Genomic DNA, 21557 nt, shown 5'->3' on the forward strand with positions numbered 1-21557 from the left:
CTTCAGGGAAATGAACCGGCGTTAGCGCCGGTCTGCTGAACTAGAGAAGGGGTGTGGGGAAGTGTTACAGCGGGGGGCGATTTTTTTATTTTGCCTTCAAGTTCATTGTGGCGAGGGGATAATCCCCTCGCCACAAATGTGTCCTCTCATCACCGTTGTGTTTGCTTGAAATCCAGGCAAAAAAAACGGCCCGAAGGCCGTTTTTTTACTGCTACAGACTCAACCGCCCAGGTACGCCTCGCGCACTTTCGGGTCGGTCAGCAGGGCTTCACCGGTGCCTTGCATCACCACGCGACCGTTTTCCAGTACGTACGCGCGGTCGGCGATTTTCAGCGCCTGGTTGGCGTTCTGCTCTACCAGGAACACCGTCACACCATCCTTGCGCAGCTGTTCGATGATGTCGAAGATCTGCTGGATGATGATCGGCGCCAGGCCCAACGAAGGTTCGTCGAGCAGCAGCAGCTTGGGCTTGCTCATCAACGCACGGCCGATGGCGAGCATTTGCTGTTCGCCGCCGGACATGGTGCCGCCGCGCTGGGTAAAGCGTTCTTTCAGGCGTGGGAAAAGGTGCAGCACCTTGTCCATTTGTTCCTGATAGTCGCCCTTGTCGGTGAAAAATCCGCCCATGGCGAGGTTTTCTTCCACGGTCAGTCGGGCAAATACCCGACGGCCTTCCGGCACCACGGCAATGCTCTTGCGCATGATGTGTGACGAGTCCTGGCCCACCAGTTCCTCACCCATGTAGCGGATGCTGCCACTGTGGGCCTGGGGCGAACCGCAGAGCGTCATCAGCAGGGTGGATTTGCCGGCGCCGTTGGCACCGATCAGGGTCACGATCTCGCCCTGGCGGACTTCGACGTTGACGCTGTGCAGGGCCTGGATCTTGCCGTAGAAGGTGGAAACGTTTTCGAACTGCAGCATTTACGCTTCCCCCAGGTAGGCTTTGATCACTTCAGGATTGTCGCGGATCTGTTCCGGCGAGCCATCGGCCAGCGGTGTGCCTTGGTTGATCACGACGATGTGGTCGGAAATGCTCATGACCAGCTTCATGTCGTGCTCAATCAGCAGCACGGTGACGTTGTGCTCCTCACGCAGCACGCCGATCAGGGCTTTGAGGTCTTCGGTTTCCTTCGGGTTCAGGCCGGCGGCCGGTTCGTCGAGCATGAGGATCCGCGGACGGGTCATCATGCACCGGGCGATTTCCAGGCGTCGTTGCTGACCGTAGGCCAGGGTACCGGCGGTTCGGTTGGCGAACTCCTTGAGGTTGACCTTCTCCAGCCAGTACTCGGCGTACTCCATCGCCTCGCGTTCGCTTTTGCGGAACGCCGGGGTCTTGAACAGGCCGGCAAAAAAGTTGGTGTTCAGGTGACGATGCTGGGCGATCAGCAGGTTCTCGACCGCCGTCATGTCCTTGAACAGCCGCACGTTCTGGAAGGTCCGTACCACACCCTTGCGGGCGATGTGGTGGCCGGGCAGGCCCTGGATCGGCTCGCCGTCCAGCAGGATGGTGCCGCCGGTGGGCTGGTAGAAACCGGTCAGGCAGTTGAACACGGTGGTCTTGCCCGCGCCGTTCGGCCCGATCAATGCCACCACTTGTTTCTCTTTCACGGTCAGGGCCACGCCGTTGACCGCCAGCAAGCCGCCGAAGCGCATGCTCAAGTTTTCGACTTTCAGGATCTCGCGGCTCATTTGCGCAGCTCCATGTGGGGGCGTTGCATAGGCAGCAGACCTTGAGGACGCCAGATCATCATCAGCACCATCAAGGCGCCGAACATCAACATGCGGTATTCGCTGAACTCACGCATCATTTCCGGCAACAGGATCATCACGATCGCCGCCAGGATCACGCCCAGCTGCGAGCCCATCCCGCCCAACACGACGATGGCGAGGATGATGGCCGACTCGATGAAAGTGAAGGACTCCGGCGTCACCAGGCCCTGGCGGGCGGCGAAGAAACTGCCGGCAAAACCGGCGAACGCGGCACCAAGGGTGAAGGCCGACAGCTTGATCACGGTAGGATTGAGGCCCAGGGCACGGCAGGCAATTTCGTCTTCACGCAACGCTTCCCACGCGCGCCCAATGGGCATGCGCAGCAGGCGGTTGATGACAAACAGCGCTGCCAGGGCCAGCAACAGGGCAACCAGGTAGAGGAAAATCACCTTGTTGATCGAGTTGTATTCCAGGCCGAAGTACTCGTGGAAGGTCTGCAGGCCTTCAGCGGCTTTGCGCTCGAAGGTCAGGCCGAAGAACGTCGGCTTCTCGATGTTGCTGATGCCGTTCGGGCCGCCGGTGATATCGGTCAGGTTGCGCAGGAACAGGCGAATGATCTCGCCAAAACCCAGGGTCACGATTGCCAGGTAGTCACCGCGCAAGCGCAGCACTGGGAAGCCCAGCAGGAAACCGAAGGTGGCAGCCATCATCCCGGCGATGGGCAGGCAGATCCAGAAGCTCAGGCCGAAGTAATGGGACAGCAGCGCATAACTGTAGGCCCCGACGGCGTAGAAACCGACGTAACCCAGGTCCAGCAGGCCGGCCAGGCCGACCACGATGTTCAGGCCCAGGCCAAGCATCACGTAGATCAGGATCAGCGTGGCGATGTCCACCGCGCCGCGGGAGCCGAAGAATGGCCAGATCAGTGCCACGACGATCAGTGCCAGCACGATCCAGCGCTGGGTGCTCGGCAGGGTCAGGAAGTTGCTGGCCTTGGTCGGGATCACCGGCAGGCCGGGCGACGACTTCCACATGGCGCTGATCTGCGTGCTGAACAGCACCCGCAGGAACATCAGCAGCGAACACACGGCGATGGTCGCCAGGATGGCCGGGCTGGTGCCGTGCACTTCCAGGTTGATGCCGACGATGGTCAATTTCAGACCGAGTACCGGGTAGGCCACGGCCCAGACCAGCAGGGCGCTGAAGAGCGCCGATTTGAGATGCCTAGTCATACTTTCTCAACCTCCGGACGGCCCAGGATGCCGGTCGGCCGGAATAACAGAACCAGAACCAACAAGCCGAACGCCACGACGTCCTTGTACTGGTCGCCGAAGATGTCGGCGCCAAAGGCTTCCGCCACGCCCAGCACCAGCCCGCCGAGCATCGCGCCGGGGATGCTGCCGATGCCGCCCAGAACTGCGGCGGTGAAGGCTTTAAGGCCCACGAGGAAACCGGCGTTGGGGTTGATCACGCCGTATTGCATGCTCAACAGCACCGCGGCGACGGCCGCCAGGGCCGCACCGATGACGAAGGTCAGGGCGATGATGTTGTTGGTGTTGATGCCCAGCAGGTTGGCCATCTTGATGTCCTCGGCGCAGGCGCGGCAGGCGCGGCCCAGGCGGGAACGGGAGATGAACAGCGTCAGGCCGAGCATGGCGACCAGGGTCACCACGAACACCACGATTTGCATGTAGGAAATCAGCACTTCATGTGCCCCACCTGGCCCGATGGAAAAGTTGCCCGGAATCAGGTTGGGAATGGATTTGTCCTTGGAGTCTTGCGAAAGCAGTACCGTGTTCTGCAGGAAGATCGACATACCGATGGCGGAAATCAACGGGATCAGGCGGTTGCTGCCGCGCAGGGGCCGGTACGCGATTCGTTCGATGCTGTAGCCATACGAACTGGTGACCACGATGCTCGCGATGAAGGCCGCGGTCATCAACAACGGGACACTGTCGAGTCCCATCATGCTCAGCCCGGCGATGGCGATGAACGCCACGTAGGAGCCGATCATGTATACCTCGCCGTGGGCGAAGTTGATCATTCCAATGATGCCGTAGACCATCGTATAGCCGATGGCGATCAGGGCATACGTGCTGCCAACGGTCAGGCCGTTAACCAGCTGCTGGAAGAAGTGATAGATGTCAGGCATTACAGCGCTCCTAAAAACCTGATACGCATTTCACTGGTGGAGTCATTTTCCCGCCCGGGCCCCGCGGATCTGCATCCACTTCGAGCACGAGGTTTGCCAGCGAACCGCTGATGACGGTTTTGAGATTTTCAGGTGGGGAGACTGGCGGATCACGCCAGCGCGGCCCAATACATTTAAAACAAAGCCCACGGCACGCCGTGGGCTTTATTGGCAGTCAGTCAGGCCAGGCCTTACTGAGGCGAAGCTTCGGTTTTAGGTTTGCCGAAATGCCACTCGTAGACCACGAACTTGAAGTCCTTCAGGTCGCCCTTCGCATCAAAGCTCAGGTCACCGGTAGGGGTCTTGAAGGTGCCGGCGTGGATGGCTTCGGCCACTTTGCCTGCGTCTTCGCTCTTGGCAGCCTTGATGGCGTCGGCGATCACGGTCACTGCGGAGTAGGACGGGAACACGAACGGACCGCTCGGGTCTTCTTTCTTGGCCTTGAAGGCGTCAGCCAGGGCAATGTTGGCAGGGTCCTGGTCGAAAGATTTCGGCAGGGTCACCAGCAGGCCTTCGGAAGCATCCTTGGCGATTTGCGAGATCGAGTCGTTACCCACGCCTTCCGGACCCATGAACTTGGCCTTCAGGCCTTTTTCCTGGGATTGACGCAGGATCAGGCCCAGCTCCGGGTGGTAGCCGCCGTAGTAGACGAAGTCGACGTTGGCTTGCTTGAGCTTGGCGATCATCGAGGAGAAATCTTTGTCGCCGGCGTTCACGCCTTCGAAGACGGCCACTTTCACGCCTTTGCCTTCGAGGGTTTTCTTCACGGCGCTGGCGATGCCTTCACCGTACTGCTGCTTGTCGTGCAGGACCGCAACGATCTTCGGCTTGACGTGGTCGGCGATGTAGTTGCCGGCCGCAGGGCCTTGGGCGCTGTCCAGGCCGATGGTGCGGAAGATCATCTTGTAGCCGCGAGCGGTGATGTCCGGGCTGGTAGCGGCCGGGGTGATCATGACCACGCCTTCGTCTTCATAGATGTCCGAAGCCGGCTGGGTGGAGCTGGAGCACAGGTGGCCGACCACGAACTTGACGCCGTCGTTGACGACTTTGTTCGCGACCGCGACCGCTTGTTTTGGATCACAGGCGTCATCGTATTCAACGGCTTCAAGTTTCTTGCCGTCGACGCCGCCCTTGGCGTTGATCTGTTCGATGGCCATCTTGGCGCCACTGAACTGCATGTCGCCGTATTGGGCTACAGGGCCGGTTTTTGGGCCGGCGATGCCGATCTTGATGGTGTCGGCGGCGAACGAATGGCTGGCAACCCCGGCCAGAACCATAGCGGCAAACAGTTTGGAAATCTGCTTAGTAGCCTTAGTCATAGTGCTCCACTCATGCTGTTGTAGTTTTTATAGTCCTGGCGCCGTAGCAGCAGAACCGGGTCAGATATCTTGGATATCCTCGCGGAAAATGCCCCCGGCAACTGTACCGGTACAGTGTAGAGCGCCGATTGTTGGCAAGGGAAGCTGGCGCTTGGGGGCAAAACCTGAGGGTGTCGCTTAATTGAAAGAAAAAGACAGAATGGCGGCGGGGGTTGTCCGGTCAAATCGGCAATCCTTGGCTTTCCTGCGCTTTTCAATCGGTACTCCAATTGCTACCGGGTTTTTCTGCCAGACCACCGACGTTATCATTCGCGCCGATTTCTTTTCCGGACAGGTCCCATGAATCAAGAACCTAGCACCCTCTATGCCAAACTGCTTGGTGAAACCGCATCCATCACCTGGAAAGAGCTGGAGCCGTTCTTTGCCAAGGGTGCCCTATTGTGGGTCGACCCAGCACTGGATTTGATCGCCGCAGCCGAGGCCGTGGCCCAGGACGAAGGTACCAAAGTCGCCGCCTGGCTGGCCGCCGAGCAGGTCGCCAAGCTGTCTGAAACGCGGGCGCTGGATTTTCTGGAACGTGATCCGCTGCTTTGGGCGGTGGTGGTTTCGCCATGGATTATGATCCAGGAAAGGGCGTCGAACTGATTGGTGCACCAACTTGGTTCGAGTTTTTTATCCGCTGAAAGTGTGTAGGCGAGTAGCGTGATGGCGTCCTGCCGTGGCGAAACGCCACAGGGGTGGGTGACGTATACGTAACGGGAACAGTTTCTGGGCCGGCCATGGGGCTGGTTAATTGTTTCTGGATGTTGTCTCGGTGCTGTATTCAATACCGCTATCGCGAGCAAGCTCGCTCCCACAGTTGATCGCGTTTTGCCTGAAGGAACGCGGTCCACTGTGGGAGCGAGCTTGCTCGCGATTGGGGCGACGCGGTGTCGCGCCTACCCTCAGTAAGTCCTGCCAGTATGGTTATTCAAGGAAATGACCTTGGTCTTGCCAATGCGATGACGGTAGATCTCGCGCAGGTACTTGATGGCTTTCTTCACGCAATCGCGGGACAGGCGGATATCGTTGATCGAGACGAACTTGTCCTTATCGTTGATCAGCTCGCGGTATTTCTTCTCGTACATCGGCTTGATCGCGTACCAGTTGGTGTCGAGGATCTTCGCCGGGTTTTCGAATTCGTTGAGCAGGTCGTCGATCCGTTGTTCGTCGAAGTCTTCATTGATGATGAAGTCCAGGATCGAGTTGTCCAGGGTGTCGTCGAAGCGATACGGGGTGCGGGCGAAGCAGCGTTTGATGAAGGCGACGATCAGAGTCAGGAAGTCATCCGACAGGCACGGGCTCTTGGCGATCAGGGTGGTCAGCGACAGGTTGGCCGACGCGCCAATTACCAATGCGTAACGCTTGAGGGTGGTGTTGGGGAACAGGCTGTTGAGGTGGGTCTTGAGCCGGTTCAGGTCCATGTAGGACAGCTTGTAGTCCTTGGGCAAGGAAACGATGGACACCACCGACGAGCAGTTCTTGAAGAAGTGCAGGTCATGCAGGGCCGCCGCGTCGTAGCCGGAGTTCTTGTACTGCTCCAGCGAGGCCCGGTAGCGCTTGGATTCGATCGGCAACAGGCTGATGCCTTCGATGGCCTGGGTGACTTTGTTGAAGTGCGGCAGGTCGATGGAGCGGAAGAACAGGTCGTCGATGTTCAGGCGCGGTGGTTCTTTCTCGAACACCTTGAACTTGTCGCCGCTGGGGGCCGGGGTTTCCGGGACAACGGATTCGGCGTAGGCAATTGCCACCGGGCCGGCCAGGCTCATGAACAGGTCGTTGGCGTCCAGGCGAATGGTTTCGCCAATGTCGATGCCGGCACGCCGGAAGTAGTTCTGGTCGTAGTCGGTGGTCACGGCCTGGGCCGTCAGGATGTTGAAGATCTGCTGGGAGATGTACTGGTTGGCGTGCTTTTCCATAGCATTGACATCAATGTTCTGGATGTTGCCGTCATCGCTCTCTTCGGCGTAGCGCATGATGTCGTTGGAAATCAGCATCATCGCGTTCCATGGGCGGATACGGCCCATCACGCTGGCTTCGCTGCTGTCTTCGTTGGCGAAGTTGTACGAGAAATCCCATTCTTCCGACAGGTATTTGCACAGCAGGCGTCCGGCGTTGATGTGTAACGCTTCGGACATTTCGCTGCGGTGGTCGGAAATGTTCGGCAGCACGCAGATGCCGCTGGTGAAGATCGGTTCGAAGACGAAGGAATGACCGCTCTTGCTGTCATGCTCGTCCATTGGCTTGGTGTCGAACGTCTTGTTCATGTACGAGTACTGCTGGGCCAGGCCGAACTCCGAGGCCATGCCCGAACCGGTACCGCCGCCGGCACTGAAGATCGAGAAGTACAGGCGCGACTGGTTGGCCTTGATGCCGCAGCTGTCGATCAGGTACGAGTGGATCATTTTCCAGTCGGGGCTGGAGAACCGTTGGGTGTCCTTGTTCAGGATGATCTTGGCCAGGTATTGGCCCAGGATCGGCGCGTTACCGGCGCCACCGGCGTGGACTTCCGAGAGGTCCATGATTTTCATCTTGCTGTAGTCACGCAAAAAGCCGCTTTTCTCGCCCTTGCGCGAGAAACGGATACGCCCGGCAATGTCCTTGTCCAGGTCGCCGAGCATCACCAGCGGCTCCACCAGGAATACCGGTTTGCTGGCCTTGCTGGTGCCCAGGCGCAGGTTGTTGCGGATCCACTGCGCGGGGCTGTAGCCCTTGTCGCTGTAGGCCTTGTCTTCGGCGTTGAATTCGTTGAGGTAGAACTTGCGGGCGTTGTACACCAGCTCCGCCACGTCCAGGGCGATGTTGGAGCCGCAGCGCCCCAGGCCGATCAGGCACACCGACGGGAATTCCTGCTGGGCGCGATCGCTCTCGTCCTCCACCAGATGGGGCGGTCGCGGGAACACCGCGTCGCGCAGGCCATCGAGGTTGTCGAGGATCCGGTCGGTGTTGGTTTCGGTGAAGTACAGATACTGCTGAGTCGAGAGGGGACGCGAGCTGCTCGAGGGTTTCGAGACTTCAGGGCCGTTGGCGGCCGGGCTCAGGGTCAGATCGGATACCGCCGTGGCTGTTTTTTTGGAAGTCATTGTGCGCCATATGCCTGAACTGGGTGGTTCGACGAGCGCTGTCATCGAACCATCGCGGATGGGAGCTCGCGTCCTTGGATGGCGCGAAGGTCGGTCCGAGCGTCCAGGGCCATAGCCTGAGCGCCGCTCGAGAGATTCTTTCCTGATAGGTTGAATCGGCCACTGGGGGACGATCTTTAATCAAGAACGGGCGAAATGATGGCAATTGTTACAGGAAGTTGACCGCTATCAATAAACACGCCGCTCGCCATGGTCGGGTATCAGCCTTGCGAATGATTGGAGACAGTCCGCGCGGTGCTGTCTAGATTGCAGACTTCGGGCTCGGATGCCTCGCCGTTGCCCCCATAACAATAAAGAGACGGACCCATGCAGAACTCGACCCAAGCGGCGAATGCCTGGCGCATTCTGTTCCTGCTGTTTCTGGCCAACCTGTTCAACTTCTTCGACCGCACCATTCCGGCGATCATCATCGAGCCGATCCGTATGGAATGGAGCCTCAGCGACTTCCAGATCGGCATCATCGGCACCGCCTTCACCATCGTCTACGCCATCGCCGGGTTGCCGCTGGGGCGCCTGGCCGATACCGGTTCGCGCAGCAAGTTGATGGGCTGGGGCCTGGCGACCTGGAGCGCGCTGACGGCGGTCAATGGCCTGGTGGGCAGTTTCTGGGCTTTTCTGCTGGTGCGCATGGGCATAGGGATCGGTGAAGCCAGTTATGCGCCGGCGGCCAACTCGCTGATCGGCGATCTGTTCCCGGCCCATCGTCGGGCGCGGGCCATGGGTATCTTCATGCTGGGCCTGCCGATCGGGTTGCTGCTGGCGTTCTTTACCATCGGCGCGATGGTCAAGGCGTTCGACAGTTGGCGCGCGCCGTTCTTTATCGCGGCGGTGCCCGGGTTGGTGCTGGCGTTGTTCATGTTCTTCATCAAGGAACCCAAGCGCGGCGCGGCAGAAACCGTGCAGGTGTCACAGGAGAAGGTCGACCGGCCGATCCGCCGGGTGCTGGCGATTCCCACCTTCCTGTGGCTGGTCCTGGCCGGGCTGTGCTTCAACTTCGCGACCTATGCCTGCAACTCGTTCCTGGTGCCAATGTTGCAGCGTTACTTCTTGATGCCGCTGCATGAGGCGGCCGTGGCGACCGGGATCATGGTGGGTGTAACGGGGTTGTTCGGGCTCACCCTTGGCGGCTGGGTCGCGGACAAAATCCACCAGCGCGTGCCCAACGGCCGCCTGCTGTTCGCAGCGTTCAGCCTGGCGATTTCGACGGTCACCACGGCGTGGGCACTGCATGCCGGGCGCATTGAAATCGGCGTGTTCGTGGCGGTGTTCAGCGTCGGTTGGCTGTTTGCCTATAACTTTTACACCTGCGTCTACACCGCGATCCAGGACGTGGTGGAGCCGCGCCTGCGCGCCACGGCGATGGCGTTGTATTTTGCCGGGCTGTACTTGCTCGGCGGCGGCCTGGGGCCGGTGGTGGTGGGTGGCTTGTCCGATTACTTCGCTCGCACGGCCATGGCTGCGGCAGGCGTCGACCAGATGACCGAAGCGTTCAAGGCCATCGGCCTGCACGATGCGATGTACCTGATCCCGGTGGGGCTGTTCCTGACCATGGTGTTCCTGTTCCTGGCCTCGCGTTGTTTCGTGCGTGATGCCAGGCGGATGAAGGAGGGTATGAGTGCGGCGGTGGAGCCGGAGGGTGTGGTGGCGACAGCCTGATCGCTCCAGATCAGGCTGCTGTGAGCACGTTTGGGGCGAGGGGGGTTATCCAACCTTCTCATCCCGCCCACGCAACAGGCGATTGGGCATCGCCACAGCCGCTGCCAGCCCTAGCACCGACACCGCCGCGCTGATCAGCAGCAAGTGCCGGAACGTTGTCTGCAGCGCCTGGCGCAAGACGTTCTGTGCTTCCCCAGGAGCGGCGTTCAGGCCATCGAGCAACACATTGCCGGAATGTCCTTCGCCGATCAGCGACGAACCGGCAAGTTGGGCGAAGCTTGAATCCTGCAGCAGGGCCAGCAGCAACGCTGACATCAGTGACACGCCCACTGCCCCGCCGAGAGAGCGGAACAGGTTGGTGGTGCTGGTGGCGACGCCAATGTCCCGTTGTTGCACCGAATTCTGCGAACCCACCAGCGAAGTGGGGAACTGCATGCCCGAGGCAATGCCACAGAGCAGCATGAACAGGCTGCTGAGCCAGAACGTGGCGGGCGAGGTGAGAGCCAGGCCGAGGATGGCGAACGGAAAGAGCAGGGCGCCGCTCAGGATCATCGGTTTGTAGCGTCCCGTGACCGAGGTGCGGCGCCCCGCGAAATATGCCCCCATGGGCAACCCCATCGCCAGCGGCAGCAAATGCAGCGCCGCGCTGTCGGCCCCGGCGCCGGTCACGCTCTGGAAGCGCAACGGCACCAGCACCGTCAGGGAGATTGCCTGGAAACTGGTGAAGAATACCGTGCACCAGCACAACACCGCGCTACGGTTGACGAACAGGTGCATCGGCAGCAGTGGCTCCGCGGCGCGGCGCTCATGCCAGACGAACATTGCCAACGCCACCACCGCGCAACCCAGCAGCCCGAGTACTTCGTGGCTGTGCCAGGCAAGACCCTGGCCGACCTGGGTGATGCCCAGCAGCAAGGCGGTCAGGCCGATGATCAGCAACACGGTGCCCAGGTAATCGATGAGCGGCGTGCGTTGCGGCACCGCCAGCCCGACCAGGGCGCGGCGGGCCACCCACCAGGCCGCCAGGCCCAGCGGCAGGTTGATCAGAAATACCCAGCGCCATGACAGGTATTCGGTCATGTAGCCGCCCAGCACCGGCCCGGCCACGCTGGCCAGTGCGTACATACCGCTGAAATACCCCTGATAGCGGCCACGCTCGCGTGGCGGCACGATGTCGCCGATGATTGCCTGGCTTACGGAAATCATGCCGCCGGCACCGATGCCCTGGAGAATCCGCGCCAGCACCAGTTGCTCCATGTTTTGTGCCAGGCCACAAAACAGCGAGGCCAGGGTGAACAGCCCCATGCCGAACAGCATCAGCGGGCGTCGGCCGTACAGGTCGCCGAGCTTGCCGTAGATCGGCACGGCCACGGTCATGGCGACCATGTAGCCGGAAATCACCCAGGCCAGCAGGCCGACATCCTTGAATTGTGCAGAGATGGCCGGCATCGAGACGGCGACGATGGTCTGGTCCAGGGCTCCTAGGAAAATCGCCAGCATCAGGGCCACCAGCACGCTGCGGATGGCCGGTTTTGGGGCTTGGAGGGTATTGAGCTGGGTCACGACAGAACCTGCGGGCATCACGCCAGGGCGACGAATGGGACGAAGCCCGCAGTTTAAGTCGATAGGCGGCTATTCGATAGCCTCGTAAGGAAGTCCGACGTAATTTTCCGCAATGGTTTTGCGACCGGCCTCGGAGTCGACGAAATATTCCAGCTCCGCTTCGCTGATGCGCTGGTTGAAGGCGTCGTCGTCGAAGCGGTGTAGCATCGAGGTCATCCACCAGGAGAAACGTTCGGCTTTCCAGACGCGCCGCAGGCAGATGGCGGAATATTTTTCCAGCAAATCCACACGGCCCTCGCGGTAGACCTTGAGCAGAATGTTGAACAGCGTGCTGACATCGCTGGCGGCCAGGTTCAGGCCCTTGGCGCCGGTAGGCGGGACGATGTGGGCCGCATCGCCTACCAGGAACATCCGCCCGTATTGCATGGGCTCGACCACGAAGCTGCGCAGCGGCGCGATGCTTTTCTCGATGGACGGACCGGTCACCAGCGCTTTTGCCAGATCGGCAGGCAGGCGGTTTTTCAGTTCGTCCCAGAAGCGCTCGTCCGGCCAGTCGGCCACTTGTTCCTCGACGGGCACTTGCAGGTAATAACGGGTGCGGGTCTTGGAGCGCATGCTGCACAGGGCAAAACCGCGTTCGTGACGGGCGTAGACCAGTTCGTCGTGCACCGGCGGCGTGTCGGCCAGGACGCCAAGCCAGCCAAACGGGTAGACCCGCTCGAAGACTTTCAGTTTTTCCGCCGGAATCGATTGCCGTGCCACACCATGGAAACCGTCACACCCGGCGATGTAGTCGCAGTCCAGGCGCCAGGTTTCGCCCTGGTGCTCGAAGGTCACGAAAGGCTGGTCGGTTTGCATGTCGTGGGGTTGGGCGCTATTGACCTGATACAACGTGCGGGCCCCGGTCGCCTCTCGGGCGGCCATCAAGTCACGGGTCACTTCGGTCTGACCGTAGACCATGACGTTTTTGCCGCCGCTCAGCCCTTTGAGGTCAATGTGCACCCGACGATCATTGAGCACCAGCTCAAAGCCGTCATGGGGCAGGCCCTCGGCGTCCATGCGCTGGCCGACGCCGGCCTGGCGCAACAGTTCGACCATGCCTTGCTCCAGCACACCGGCGCGGATGCGGCCCAGCACATAGTCCGGGGTCTGGCGTTCGAGGATGACGGTGTCGATGCCGGCGTTGTGTAGCAACTGGCCGAGTAGCAGGCCAGAAGGGCCGGCGCCGATAATGGCAACTTGGGTTTTGAGGGTTTTCATTGTTGTTATGGCTCGCACGAAGCACACGACCAGGGTCGGTGTTGATTGGGGTGCTTGCATTTTTCGCTTGCTGGCCTGTCAATTGAAGGGGAAAACTGAGCCGATACCTGTACTTTCTGCCAATCGGTGCGATTATCGCCCGCAACCCCAGGCCGATCTTTGTTATGAAAAAACCTGACTTGCCTTCGATCCCGGTGTTCAAGCTTTATGGCGAGAGCCAGGATTGGCCGACGCCAGACCTGCTGCATTGCGAAACCATTTCCAAGCGCAGCCGCGAGCACCAGTGGGAAATCAAACCCCATCGGCATGCTGACCTGTGCCAGCTGTTGTTTGTCTTCAAGGGCCAGGCAGAGCTGGAAATCGAGGGTCAGCGCACCCAACTCACTGAACCGGCGGTGCAGATCCTGCCGCCGCTGTCGGTGCATGGCTTTCGGTTTTCCGAGGATGTGGAAGGTTACGTGGTGACCCTGGCGGCACCGTTGGTGACGCACTTGCAGGCGCAGCTGGGGCATTCGGTCAACATCCTGGCCCAGGCCGGCAGTTACCCGGCGGGTGAAAACGCCGTCTACCTCAACAGCCTGTTCAGTGCCTTGCAAGCCGAATACGTCGGCCATCAGCCGGCCCGGGAAATGTTGATGCATGCTCTGGTCAGCGTGATCATGGTCTGGGTCAGCCGCCAGGTGATGCAGCGGCGCACCTCGACCCAGCGTCCGCAACGGGCACGGGAATACCTCAACGGTTTCATTCAGTTGGTGGAGGAAACCTACCGTCAGCACGTCAAGGTCGAAGACCTGGCCCACCGCCTGGGTATTTCCGTGTCGCACCTCAACGGCACTTGCCGCGAACTGGCGGGGCAACCGGCTCTGCAGATCATGCATGAGCGTCAGTTGCTCGAAGCCAAGCGTTTATTGACCTATACCGGCCTGACCATTTACGAGATTTCCGAAATGCTCGGGTTTTCCGACCCGACCAACTTCACCCGGTTATTTCGCCGACGTGTTGGAATCTCGCCCAAGGCCTTCCGCGACCGGCTCAAGACCGACCCACAGGACGACTGAATACGCTTTAGCGCAATGCGTTCAGGGTCGCGCTGTGGGGGATGCAACGTTCGAAGTTGCAACTGGCGAATTCACGGGGCAGTTGCCTGGCCTGCTCGACCCGATAGGCCGCGGTGCCATACAGCGCCAATGTGGCGGCGCAGGTGACGAAGATGGCGAGGCGTCTTTTTATTTTGATGTTCATGGCGGTGACCTCTGAACGAATACCCTTGGGTACTACATTGAGCATAGGTCAGCGCAGATGAGTTGCCAGTCAAACAGGTACGGGATGTAACCCGATATTCAGAACGCTGATACCCCCTGTGGAAGCGAGCTTGCTCGCGATGAAGGCGGGTCAGTCACCGTGCGTGTCGACTGATCTACCGCTATCGCGAGCAAGCTCGCTCCCACAGGGGATTGGGGTCTTTTAACCGGGTTACGCCAGGTGTTCAGGCTTCATCGGATCCCCCGGCTTGACGTCCAGTTGCTGGCGCACGTCTTCGAACATTTCGTCGTAGTACTTGTGCATCGAACCGATGCTGGCGCTTTTGGGCAGGCCGTATTTCTGGGCAATGCGTGTGGCGTGGCGGGCGAAGTCGAAGGCTTGGTCCTTGGCCAGGAAAAAGGTCTCGTCCAAGGGTTTGTCTTCGACCGAGCCATGCACACGGAACGACATGCCGGTGCCTTCCTTGGGGTCCTGTGCAACCTCGTAGTCGATGCACAAGTTGTAGCTGAAGTCTTCCTTGTTCAGCGCGTGGCGCTCCATGTGCAGGTGACCGGGCTCGAACATGGCCATAAACGACTCTCCTTCGAATACATGTGAGTAGGGCAGACCCTGAATCCACCCCGCAAGTTTCCTGTTATCGATAAGCGATGCCCGGTGTCGCCGTGCTGATGCGGGTGCCGGCGCTGCCCTGGACGATGGCGTCGATGTCCGAGAGTGAGCCGATCACCGCGACCTTACCAGTGTTGCGGGCGAATTCGCAGGCGGCCTGTACCTTCGGCCCCATGGAACCGGCAGCGAAACCGAGTTTCTCCATGGCATCGGGGTGGGCCTGGGCGATGGCTTTCTGAGTCGGTTTGCCGAAGTCGATGAAGGCCGCATTGACGTCGGTGGCGATCACCAGCAGATCGCTCTCCAGTTGTTCGGCCAGCAGTGCCGAGCACAGGTCCTTGTCAATCACCGCTTCCACGCCTTGCAGCTTGCCGTTGGCGTCGTACATCGTCGGGATACCACCGCCGCCGGCGCAGATCACAATGCTGCCTTTTTCCAGTAGCCACTTGATCGGGCGGATTTCAAAGATGCGTTTGGGCCGCGGGCTGGCGACCACTCGACGAAACTTGTCACCGTCCGGCGCGATGGCCCAGCCTTTCTCGGCGGCGAGTTTCTGCGCCTCCACTTTACTGTAGACCGGGCCGATGGGCTTGCTGGGTTTCTGGAAGGCCGGGTCGTTGCCGTCCACTTCGACCTGGGTCAGCAGCGTGGCGAACGGCACGTCGACGTCCAGCAGGTTGCCCAGTTCTTGTTCGATGATGTAGCCGATCATGCCTTCGGTTTCGGCGCCAAGCACATCCAGCGGATAGGGCGTGACCGAGGTGTAGGCCGCCGCTTGCAGCGAGAGCAGGCCGACTTGCGGGCCGTTACCGTGGGCGATGACCAGCTCGTTGCCAGGGTGGATTTTCGCGATCTGTTCGGTCGCGGTGCGGATATTGATGCGTTGGTTGTCTGCGGTCATGGGTTCACCCCGACGCAGGAGGGCGTTACCGCCCAAGGCAACGACGATGCGCATGGTGTTGTCCTTTCAAAAAATGAGCGAATTCCGCAGTCTCCTGTGGGAACCAGCTTGCCCGCGATGACGGCGGCACATCCAACATCAATGCAAGCGGACATTCCGCCATCGCGAGCAAGCTCGCTCCCACAGTGAAGAGCACTTCAGCATGGGAGCGGGCGGTATTCAGATATCCGCCAGCGCCGATACCAGGATCGCCTTGATGGTATGCATGCGGTTCTCCGCCTGCTCGAAGGCGATGTTGGCCGGGGATTCAAAGACCTCTTCGGTCACCTCCACGCCATTGGCCAGGTTCGGATAGCGCGCGGCGATGTCCTTGCCGACCTTGGTTTCGCTGTTATGGAACGCCGGCAGACAGTGCATGAATTTCACCCGGGGGTTGCCCGAGGCCTTCATCATCTGTGCGTTGACCTGGTACGGCAGCAGTTGCTCGATGCGCTCGTCCCAGGCTTCCACTGGCTCGCCCATGGACACCCAGATGTCAGTGTGGATGAAGTCCACGCCCTTGACGGCTTCCTTCGGATCTTCGGTGATGGTGATGCGCGCGCCACTTTCGGCGGCGAAAGCCTGGCACTGGTCGATGAAGTCCTGATGCGGCCAGAGTGCTTTCGGTGCACCGATGCGCACGTCCATGCCCAGCTTGGCGCCGATCATCAGCAGTGAATTACCCATGTTGTAGCGCGCGTCGCCCAGGTAGGCATAGCTGATGTCATGCAGCGGCTTATCGCTGTGCTCGCGCATGGTCAGGGTGTCGGCGATCATTTGGGTGGGGTGGAATTCGGCGGTCAGGCCGTTGAACACTGGCACCCCGGCGAAGTGGGCGAGTTCCTCGACGATCTCTTGCTCGAAGCCACGGTATTCGATGGCGTCGAACATCCGCCCCAGCACCCGGGCGGTGTCTTTCATGCTTTCCTTGTGGCCGATCTGCGACGACACCGGATCGATGTAGGTGACGTGGGCGCCCTGGTCATGGGCCGCGACTTCGAAGGCGCAGCGGGTGCGGGTCGAGGTTTTCTCGAAGATCAGCGCGATGTTCTTGCCTTGCAGGTGTGGACGCTCGGTGCCGGTGTATTTGGCGCGCTTGAGGTCGCGGGACAAGTCCAGCAAGTAGTGCAGCTCGCGAGGGGTGTGGTGCATCAAACTCAGCAGGCTGCGGTTGCGCATGTTGAAAGCCATGATGTGGATCTCCTTGGGTTTCGGTTATCCCCTGGGTCGTTTTCTGCCTTGGGATGCAAAGCGGCAACGACCCAGGCTTGAAGGTCAGTAGTCGATCGGGTCACGAACGATCGGGCAGGTCATGCAATGGCCGCCGCCACGGCCTCGGCCCAGTTCGGCGGCGCTGATGGTGATGACTTCCACCCCAGCCTTGCGCAGCAGGGTATTGGTGTAGGTGTTACGGTCGTAGCCGATCACCACGCCCGGTTCCAGGGCCACCACGTTGTTGCCGTCGTCCCATTGTTCGCGTTCGGCGGCGAAGCTGTTTCCGCCGGTTTCCACCACCCGCAGTGCCGGCAACTTGAGGGCCGCGGCCACGGTATCGAGGAAGCTGCCTTCCTCGCGACGCACGTCGATGCCGCCGGGCTTGCTCTCGTCGGGGCGCAGGGAGAACGCGACGATCTGGCTCACCACTTCAGGGAAAATCGTCACCAGGTCGCGGTCGCAGAAGCTGAACACGGTGTCCAGATGCATGGCTGCCCGGGACTTCGGCAGGCCAGCGACGATCACCCGTTCCACGGCGTTGTGCTTGAACAGGTTCAGCGCCAATTGACCAATGGCCTGGCGCGACGAACGCTCGCCCATGCCGATCAGCACCACGCCGTTGCCGATGGGCATCACGTCGCCGCCTTCGAGGGTGGCGCTGCCGTGATCCTGGTCGGGGTCGCCGTACCAGATCTGGAAGTCAGCCTGGGTGAACTCGGGGTGGAATTTGTAGATGGCGCTGGCCAGCAGGGTTTCCTGGCGGCGCGCTGGCCAATACATCGGGTTCAGCGTCACGCCGCCGTAGATCCAGCAGGTGGTGTCACGGGTGAACTGGGTGTTGGGCAGCGGCGGCAGGATGAAACTGGAATGCCCGAGGAAGTCGCGGAACATCTGGATGGTCTTGCCACCGAAGCTGTCCGGCAGGTCATCGGCCGAGACGCCGCCGATCAGGAACTCGGCAATGTGGCGTGGCTCCAGGCTGCGTAGCCAAGAGTCGACTTCATGCACCAAGCCGATGCCCACCGAATTGGCGGTGATCTTGCGTTGCAGGATCCAGTCCAGGGCCTCAGGGATGGCAACGATGTCGGTCAACAGGTTGTGCATTTCCAGCACATCGACACCACGCTCGCGCATCTTGGTGACGAAATCGAAATGGTCGCGCTTGGCCTGGTTGACCCACAGCACGTCGTCGAACAGCAGTTCGTCGCAGTTGTTCGGCGTCAACCGTTGATGGGCCAGGCCTGGGGAACACACCAGGACTTTACGTAATTTACCGGCTTCGGAATGGACGCCGTATTTCACTTTTTCCGTGGTCATTACAAAGATCCTCCAGATAAAACCATCAGTCAGTTACAAGGTCAGGAAGCCGTCGTAGAGCCCATAGGCCGCTACCAGGGCGCCTGCGATCACTGCGGCGAAAATCAGCTTCTCGACAGAGGTGAAAATCGGTTTGCCCAGCTCGCGCTTGGCCTTGGCGAACAGGATCGCGCCAGGGGCGTAGAGCAGGGCGGAGAGCAGCAGGTACTTGACCCCGCCGGCATACAGCAACCACATCGCGTAAATCAGGGCGATGGCGCCGATGACCAGGTCCTTGCGCCGTTCGGCCAGGGCGTTTTCATAGGTCTCGCCGCGTACTGCCAACAGCACTGCGTAGGCCGCCGACCACAGGTAGGGCACCAGGATCATCGAGGTGGCGAGGTAGATCAGCGACAGATAAGTGCTGGCCGAGAACAGGGTGACGATCAGAAACAGCTGGACCATCGCGTTGGTCAGCCACAGGGCGTTGGCCGGTACGTGATTGGCGTTCTCCCGGCGCAGGAACTCGGGCATGGTGTGGTCCTTGGCGGCGACGAACATGATCTCGGCGCACAGCAGCACCCAGGACAGCAGGGCGCCAAGCAGCGAGATGATCAGGCCGACGCTGACCAGCACCGCGCCCCAGTGGCCAACCACGTGCTCGAGCACGGCGGCCATCGACGGGTTTTGCAGTTTCGCCAGTTCCGGCTGGGTCATGATCCCCAGCGACAGCACGTTCACCAGCACCAGGAACAGCAGCACGGTGATGAAGCCGATGACGGTGGCCTTGCCCACGTCCGTGCGTTTTTCAGCGCGGGCGGAGAAGATGCTCGCGCCTTCAATGCCGATGAATACCCACACGGTGACCAGCATCATGTTGCGCACCTGATTCAGCACGCTGCCCAGGTCCGGGTTCTTCAGGCCCCAGATGTCGGCGGTAAAAATATCGAGTTTGAAGGCGAATACCGCGATCAGCACAAACAGCACCAGTGGCACGACCTTGGCGATGGTCGTCACCAGGTTGATGAACGCTGCCTCCCTGATGCCCCGCAGTACCAGAAAGTGCACGGCCCATAGCAACACCGAGGAGCCGATCACCGCTGCGACGGTATTGCCCTCACCAAAGACCGGAAAGAAGTAGCCCAGGGTGCTGAACAACAGGACGAAGTAACCGACGTTGCCCAGCCAGGCGCTGATCCAGTAACCCCAGGCCGACGAGAAACCCATGTAGTCGCCAAAACCGGCCTTGGCATAGGCATACACACCGCTGTCCAGATCGGGTTTGCGGTTGGCCAGGGTCTGAAACACGAACGCCAGGGTCAGCATGCCGACGGCGGTAATCGCCCAGCCGATCAGCACGGCACCGACATCGGCACTGGCCGCCATGTTTTGTGGCAGGGAAAAGATTCCACCGCCGATCATCGAACCGACCACCAGCGCGACCAGCGCGCCCAATCGAAGTTTTGCGGGGGTATCAGACATTGTGTGATTCCAATGCAGGAGAAGAGAGTTGCCAGACTAAGTCCATTTGAAACTTAGGCATCTGATCTGGATCAGTTGCTGGCAACAATTCGTTGCTGATAAATGAGTTGTCGATCAAGCTTCAAATATTGAACGTGGTCGAACAGGACCGTCCCATGGACGGTTGTCCCCAGGAAGTGGCCGTTTTTCGGGGGTGGGAAGTTGACCCTAGTTGGTTTCCACCAATAGGCAAGTATTTAGAAAGCATTGGTCATCTAGAAAAATAGCGGCCTTAACATAACGGTGTTTCAGATAAATGTCGGGCAGTAATCCGGGCCTTGCTTAGTGGCGTTATTCAATAAAATTATGACGCTTCCTCTACTTAATTCTTAGCGAGTACACATGGCGCAGCCGATGCTTAAACTACGACTCGGCGCATTGATCGCGTTGGTGGTGGGTTCGATGATTGGCGGCGGGATCTTTTCCCTGCCGCAAAACATGGCGGCCCGGGCCGATGTCGGTGCCGTGCTGATCGGTTGGGCAATCACGGCGGTGGGCATGCTGGCCCTGGCCTTCGTGTTCCAGACCCTGGCCAACCGCAAGCCGGAACTGGACTCGGGCGTATACGCCTACGCCAAGGCCGGGTTCGGCGACTACATAGGGTTTTCATCGGCCTGGGGCTACTGGATCAGCGCCTGGATGGGCAACGTTGGTTACTTCGTCCTGTTATTCAGCACCCTGGGTTACTTCTTTCCGGTGTTCGGCCAGGGCAACACGCCAGTGGCCATTGCATGTGCCTCGTTGCTGCTGTGGGCCGTGCATTTCCTGGTGCTGCGTGGAATCAAGGAGGCGGCGTTCATCAACCTGGTGACCACCATCGCCAAGGTCGTGCCGCTGTTGATGTTCGTCGTCATGGCCGCCGTGGCCTTCGAGGCCGAGATTTTCACCCGCGATATCTGGGGTGCGCTGAGCCCGGACCTGGGCAGCGTGATGAACCAGGTGCGGCACATGATGCTGGTGACGGTGTTCGTGTTCATCGGTATCGAAGGCGCCAGTGTGTATTCGGCGCGAGCAGAAAAGCGTGCTGACGTAGGGCGTGCAACGGTGATTGGATTCCTCGGGGTGTTGGCGCTGCTGGTGCTGGTGAATGTGTTGTCCCTGGGGGTCATGAGCCAGCCTGAACTGGCACAACTGCAGAACCCATCCTTGGCTGGCGTCCTGGAGCATATTGTCGGGCCGTGGGGCGCGTTGCTGATCAGTGTGGGATTGGCGGTATCGCTGCTCGGCGCGCTGCTGTCCTGGGCGTTGCTATGCGCGGAAATTCTCTACGCCACCGCCCGGGACAAGACCATGCCCGCGTTCCTGACCAAGGAGAATGCCAACCATGCGCCGGTCAATGCGCTGTGGCTGACCAATGGAATGATCCAGCTGTTTTTGTTGATCACCCTGTTTTCCGCAGGCACCTACACCAGCCTGATCTACCTTGCGTCATCGATGATCCTGGTGCCGTACCTGTGGTCGGCAGCCTACGCGGTGTTGCTCTGCGCGCGGGGCGAAACCTATGGGCAGGCGTCGGCCCGGCGCATGAAGGACCTGTGCATCGGCGGCGTGGCGCTGTGCTATGCGGTGTGGCTGCTGTATGCCGGTGGAGTGAAATACCTGCTGCTGTCGGCGCTGTTGTATGCGCCGGGCGTCATCCTGTTTGCCCAGGCCAAGCGCGAGCAGCGGCAGCCGTTGTTCACCCATGTGGAAAAAGGCGTTTTTGCGTGCGTGATGGTCGGGGCGGGCTTGGCGGCTTATGGGTTGTACGGTGGGTTTTTGGCGCTGTGAGGCTTACTGCGATGTTGAGGCGATCTTTTTGTGGCGAGGGAGCTTGCTCCCTCGCCGCAGGG

The 21557-nt window shown here is 60.2% G+C and carries 18 protein-coding genes; 4 read left to right on the top strand and 14 right to left on the bottom strand.

Features of this window, described 5'->3' with window-relative positions:
* Window positions 1-219 precede the first annotated feature (219 nt).
* From J9870_RS06340 to J9870_RS06360, 5 genes are all read right to left on the bottom strand, one after another.
* Entirely contained in the window at window positions 220-921 is a 702-nt protein-coding gene (locus tag J9870_RS06340) for an ABC transporter ATP-binding protein (RefSeq protein WP_063322663.1), read from the bottom strand.
* Window positions 922-1689, bottom strand: a complete 768-nt coding sequence (gene livG / locus J9870_RS06345; protein ID WP_025212221.1) for a high-affinity branched-chain amino acid ABC transporter ATP-binding protein LivG — start codon at window positions 1687-1689, stop codon at window positions 922-924.
* Window positions 1686-2942, bottom strand: a complete 1257-nt coding sequence (locus J9870_RS06350; protein WP_210643152.1) for a high-affinity branched-chain amino acid ABC transporter permease LivM — start codon at window positions 2940-2942, stop codon at window positions 1686-1688. Before J9870_RS06350 ends, livG begins: the two co-directional genes overlap by 4 nt.
* Window positions 2939-3862: a high-affinity branched-chain amino acid ABC transporter permease LivH gene (livH, locus tag J9870_RS06355; RefSeq protein WP_210643153.1), complete on the bottom strand. Its 924-nt coding sequence runs from the start codon at window positions 3860-3862 to the stop codon at window positions 2939-2941. The genes J9870_RS06350 and livH overlap by 4 nt, the downstream gene beginning before the upstream one ends.
* Window positions 3863-4092: 230 nt before the next feature.
* The gene (locus J9870_RS06360; RefSeq protein ID WP_210643154.1) at window positions 4093-5220 is read right to left on the bottom strand and encodes a branched-chain amino acid ABC transporter substrate-binding protein; all 1128 of its coding nucleotides are present in this window, start codon (window positions 5218-5220) and stop codon (window positions 4093-4095) included.
* A gap of 339 nt (window positions 5221-5559) precedes the next feature.
* Between J9870_RS06360 and J9870_RS06365 the strand changes: the two genes are divergently transcribed.
* Window positions 5560-5865, top strand: a complete 306-nt coding sequence (locus J9870_RS06365) for a DUF2288 domain-containing protein (protein WP_210643155.1) — start codon at window positions 5560-5562, stop codon at window positions 5863-5865.
* Window positions 5866-6164: 299 nt separating this feature from the next.
* On the opposite strand, the gene J9870_RS06370 is transcribed toward J9870_RS06365, so the two are convergent.
* On the bottom strand, window positions 6165-8342 hold the full coding sequence (locus J9870_RS06370) for a hypothetical protein (protein ID WP_210643156.1): 2178 nt from the start codon (window positions 8340-8342) through the stop codon (window positions 6165-6167).
* A 366-nt stretch (window positions 8343-8708) separates the two neighbouring features.
* Here J9870_RS06370 and J9870_RS06375 point away from each other — a divergent pair, with 366 nt between their 5' ends.
* Complete coding sequence (locus tag J9870_RS06375; RefSeq protein ID WP_210643157.1) at window positions 8709-10058, top strand: MFS transporter; 1350 nt, start codon at window positions 8709-8711, stop codon at window positions 10056-10058.
* 45 nt (window positions 10059-10103) lie between these two features.
* Here J9870_RS06375 and J9870_RS06380 read toward each other — a convergent pair whose 3' ends face one another.
* On the bottom strand, window positions 10104-11639 hold the full coding sequence (locus J9870_RS06380) for an MDR family MFS transporter (RefSeq protein ID WP_210643158.1): 1536 nt from the start codon (window positions 11637-11639) through the stop codon (window positions 10104-10106).
* A gap of 51 nt (window positions 11640-11690) precedes the next feature.
* Window positions 11691-12881, bottom strand: a complete 1191-nt coding sequence (gene pobA / locus J9870_RS06385; RefSeq protein ID WP_210643159.1) for a 4-hydroxybenzoate 3-monooxygenase — start codon at window positions 12879-12881, stop codon at window positions 11691-11693.
* 164 nt (window positions 12882-13045) lie between these two features.
* On the opposite strand from pobA, the gene J9870_RS06390 reads away from it, so the two are divergent.
* Complete coding sequence (locus tag J9870_RS06390) at window positions 13046-13939, top strand: helix-turn-helix domain-containing protein (RefSeq protein WP_210643160.1); 894 nt, start codon at window positions 13046-13048, stop codon at window positions 13937-13939.
* A gap of 7 nt (window positions 13940-13946) precedes the next feature.
* Here the strand turns inward: J9870_RS06390 and J9870_RS06395 are convergent, their stop codons facing one another.
* The 6 genes from J9870_RS06395 to arcD (J9870_RS06420) all read right to left on the bottom strand — a co-directional run bounded on the left by J9870_RS06395 (window position 13947) and on the right by arcD (J9870_RS06420) (window position 19686).
* On the bottom strand, window positions 13947-14123 hold the full coding sequence (locus tag J9870_RS06395) for a hypothetical protein (RefSeq protein ID WP_210643161.1): 177 nt from the start codon (window positions 14121-14123) through the stop codon (window positions 13947-13949).
* Between the two features lie 231 nt (window positions 14124-14354).
* A complete protein-coding gene (locus J9870_RS06400) occupies window positions 14355-14714 on the bottom strand; it encodes a DUF5064 family protein (protein ID WP_210643162.1) in 360 nt (119 codons plus the stop codon).
* Between the two features lie 64 nt (window positions 14715-14778).
* On the bottom strand, window positions 14779-15708 hold the full coding sequence (gene arcC / locus J9870_RS06405; protein ID WP_210643163.1) for a carbamate kinase: 930 nt from the start codon (window positions 15706-15708) through the stop codon (window positions 14779-14781).
* A 165-nt stretch (window positions 15709-15873) separates the two neighbouring features.
* Window positions 15874-16884, bottom strand: coding sequence for an ornithine carbamoyltransferase (locus J9870_RS06410; protein ID WP_210643164.1), 1011 nt, complete (start codon window positions 16882-16884; stop codon window positions 15874-15876).
* An 84-nt stretch (window positions 16885-16968) separates the two neighbouring features.
* Window positions 16969-18225 (bottom strand): arginine deiminase, encoded by a 1257-nt coding sequence (gene arcA / locus J9870_RS06415; protein ID WP_210643165.1) that lies wholly within the window; start codon window positions 18223-18225, stop codon window positions 16969-16971.
* A gap of 33 nt (window positions 18226-18258) precedes the next feature.
* Window positions 18259-19686, bottom strand: a complete 1428-nt coding sequence (gene arcD / locus J9870_RS06420; RefSeq protein ID WP_210643166.1) for an arginine-ornithine antiporter — start codon at window positions 19684-19686, stop codon at window positions 18259-18261.
* A gap of 381 nt (window positions 19687-20067) precedes the next feature.
* On the opposite strand from arcD (J9870_RS06420), the gene arcD (J9870_RS06425) reads away from it, so the two are divergent.
* The gene (gene arcD / locus J9870_RS06425; RefSeq protein ID WP_210643167.1) at window positions 20068-21495 is read left to right on the top strand and encodes an arginine-ornithine antiporter; all 1428 of its coding nucleotides are present in this window, start codon (window positions 20068-20070) and stop codon (window positions 21493-21495) included.
* The last annotated feature ends 62 nt before the right edge of the window (window positions 21496-21557 follow it).

The organism is Pseudomonas sp. Tri1 (genome assembly GCF_017968885.1).
Classification (GTDB): Bacteria; Pseudomonadota; Gammaproteobacteria; order Pseudomonadales; family Pseudomonadaceae; genus Aquipseudomonas.

What these genes read in the sequence shown, in the direction of transcription:
- J9870_RS06350 (WP_210643152.1), bottom strand. Translation starts at nt 2,942, where the DNA reads ATGACTAGGCATCTCAAATCGGCGCTCTTCAGCGCCCTGCTGGTCTGG.
- pobA (WP_210643159.1), bottom strand. Translation starts at nt 12,881, where the DNA reads ATGAAAACCCTCAAAACCCAAGTTGCCATTATCGGCGCCGGCCCTTCT.
- J9870_RS06340 (WP_063322663.1), bottom strand. Translation starts at nt 921, where the DNA reads ATGCTGCAGTTCGAAAACGTTTCCACCTTCTACGGCAAGATCCAGGCC.
- J9870_RS06370 (WP_210643156.1), bottom strand. Translation starts at nt 8,342, where the DNA reads ATGACTTCCAAAAAAACAGCCACGGCGGTATCCGATCTGACCCTGAGC.
- J9870_RS06390 (WP_210643160.1), top strand. Translation starts at nt 13,046, where the DNA reads ATGAAAAAACCTGACTTGCCTTCGATCCCGGTGTTCAAGCTTTATGGC.
- J9870_RS06400 (WP_210643162.1), bottom strand. Translation starts at nt 14,714, where the DNA reads ATGGCCATGTTCGAGCCCGGTCACCTGCACATGGAGCGCCACGCGCTG.
- J9870_RS06410 (WP_210643164.1), bottom strand. Translation starts at nt 16,884, where the DNA reads ATGGCTTTCAACATGCGCAACCGCAGCCTGCTGAGTTTGATGCACCAC.
- arcC (WP_210643163.1), bottom strand. Translation starts at nt 15,708, where the DNA reads ATGCGCATCGTCGTTGCCTTGGGCGGTAACGCCCTCCTGCGTCGGGGT.
- J9870_RS06360 (WP_210643154.1), bottom strand. Translation starts at nt 5,220, where the DNA reads ATGACTAAGGCTACTAAGCAGATTTCCAAACTGTTTGCCGCTATGGTT.
- arcD (WP_210643167.1), top strand. Translation starts at nt 20,068, where the DNA reads ATGGCGCAGCCGATGCTTAAACTACGACTCGGCGCATTGATCGCGTTG.
- J9870_RS06375 (WP_210643157.1), top strand. Translation starts at nt 8,709, where the DNA reads ATGCAGAACTCGACCCAAGCGGCGAATGCCTGGCGCATTCTGTTCCTG.
- arcD (WP_210643166.1), bottom strand. Translation starts at nt 19,686, where the DNA reads ATGTCTGATACCCCCGCAAAACTTCGATTGGGCGCGCTGGTCGCGCTG.
- livH (WP_210643153.1), bottom strand. Translation starts at nt 3,862, where the DNA reads ATGCCTGACATCTATCACTTCTTCCAGCAGCTGGTTAACGGCCTGACC.
- J9870_RS06380 (WP_210643158.1), bottom strand. Translation starts at nt 11,639, where the DNA reads ATGCCCGCAGGTTCTGTCGTGACCCAGCTCAATACCCTCCAAGCCCCA.
- arcA (WP_210643165.1), bottom strand. Translation starts at nt 18,225, where the DNA reads ATGACCACGGAAAAAGTGAAATACGGCGTCCATTCCGAAGCCGGTAAA.
- livG (WP_025212221.1), bottom strand. Translation starts at nt 1,689, where the DNA reads ATGAGCCGCGAGATCCTGAAAGTCGAAAACTTGAGCATGCGCTTCGGC.
- J9870_RS06395 (WP_210643161.1), bottom strand. Translation starts at nt 14,123, where the DNA reads ATGAACATCAAAATAAAAAGACGCCTCGCCATCTTCGTCACCTGCGCC.
- J9870_RS06365 (WP_210643155.1), top strand. Translation starts at nt 5,560, where the DNA reads ATGAATCAAGAACCTAGCACCCTCTATGCCAAACTGCTTGGTGAAACC.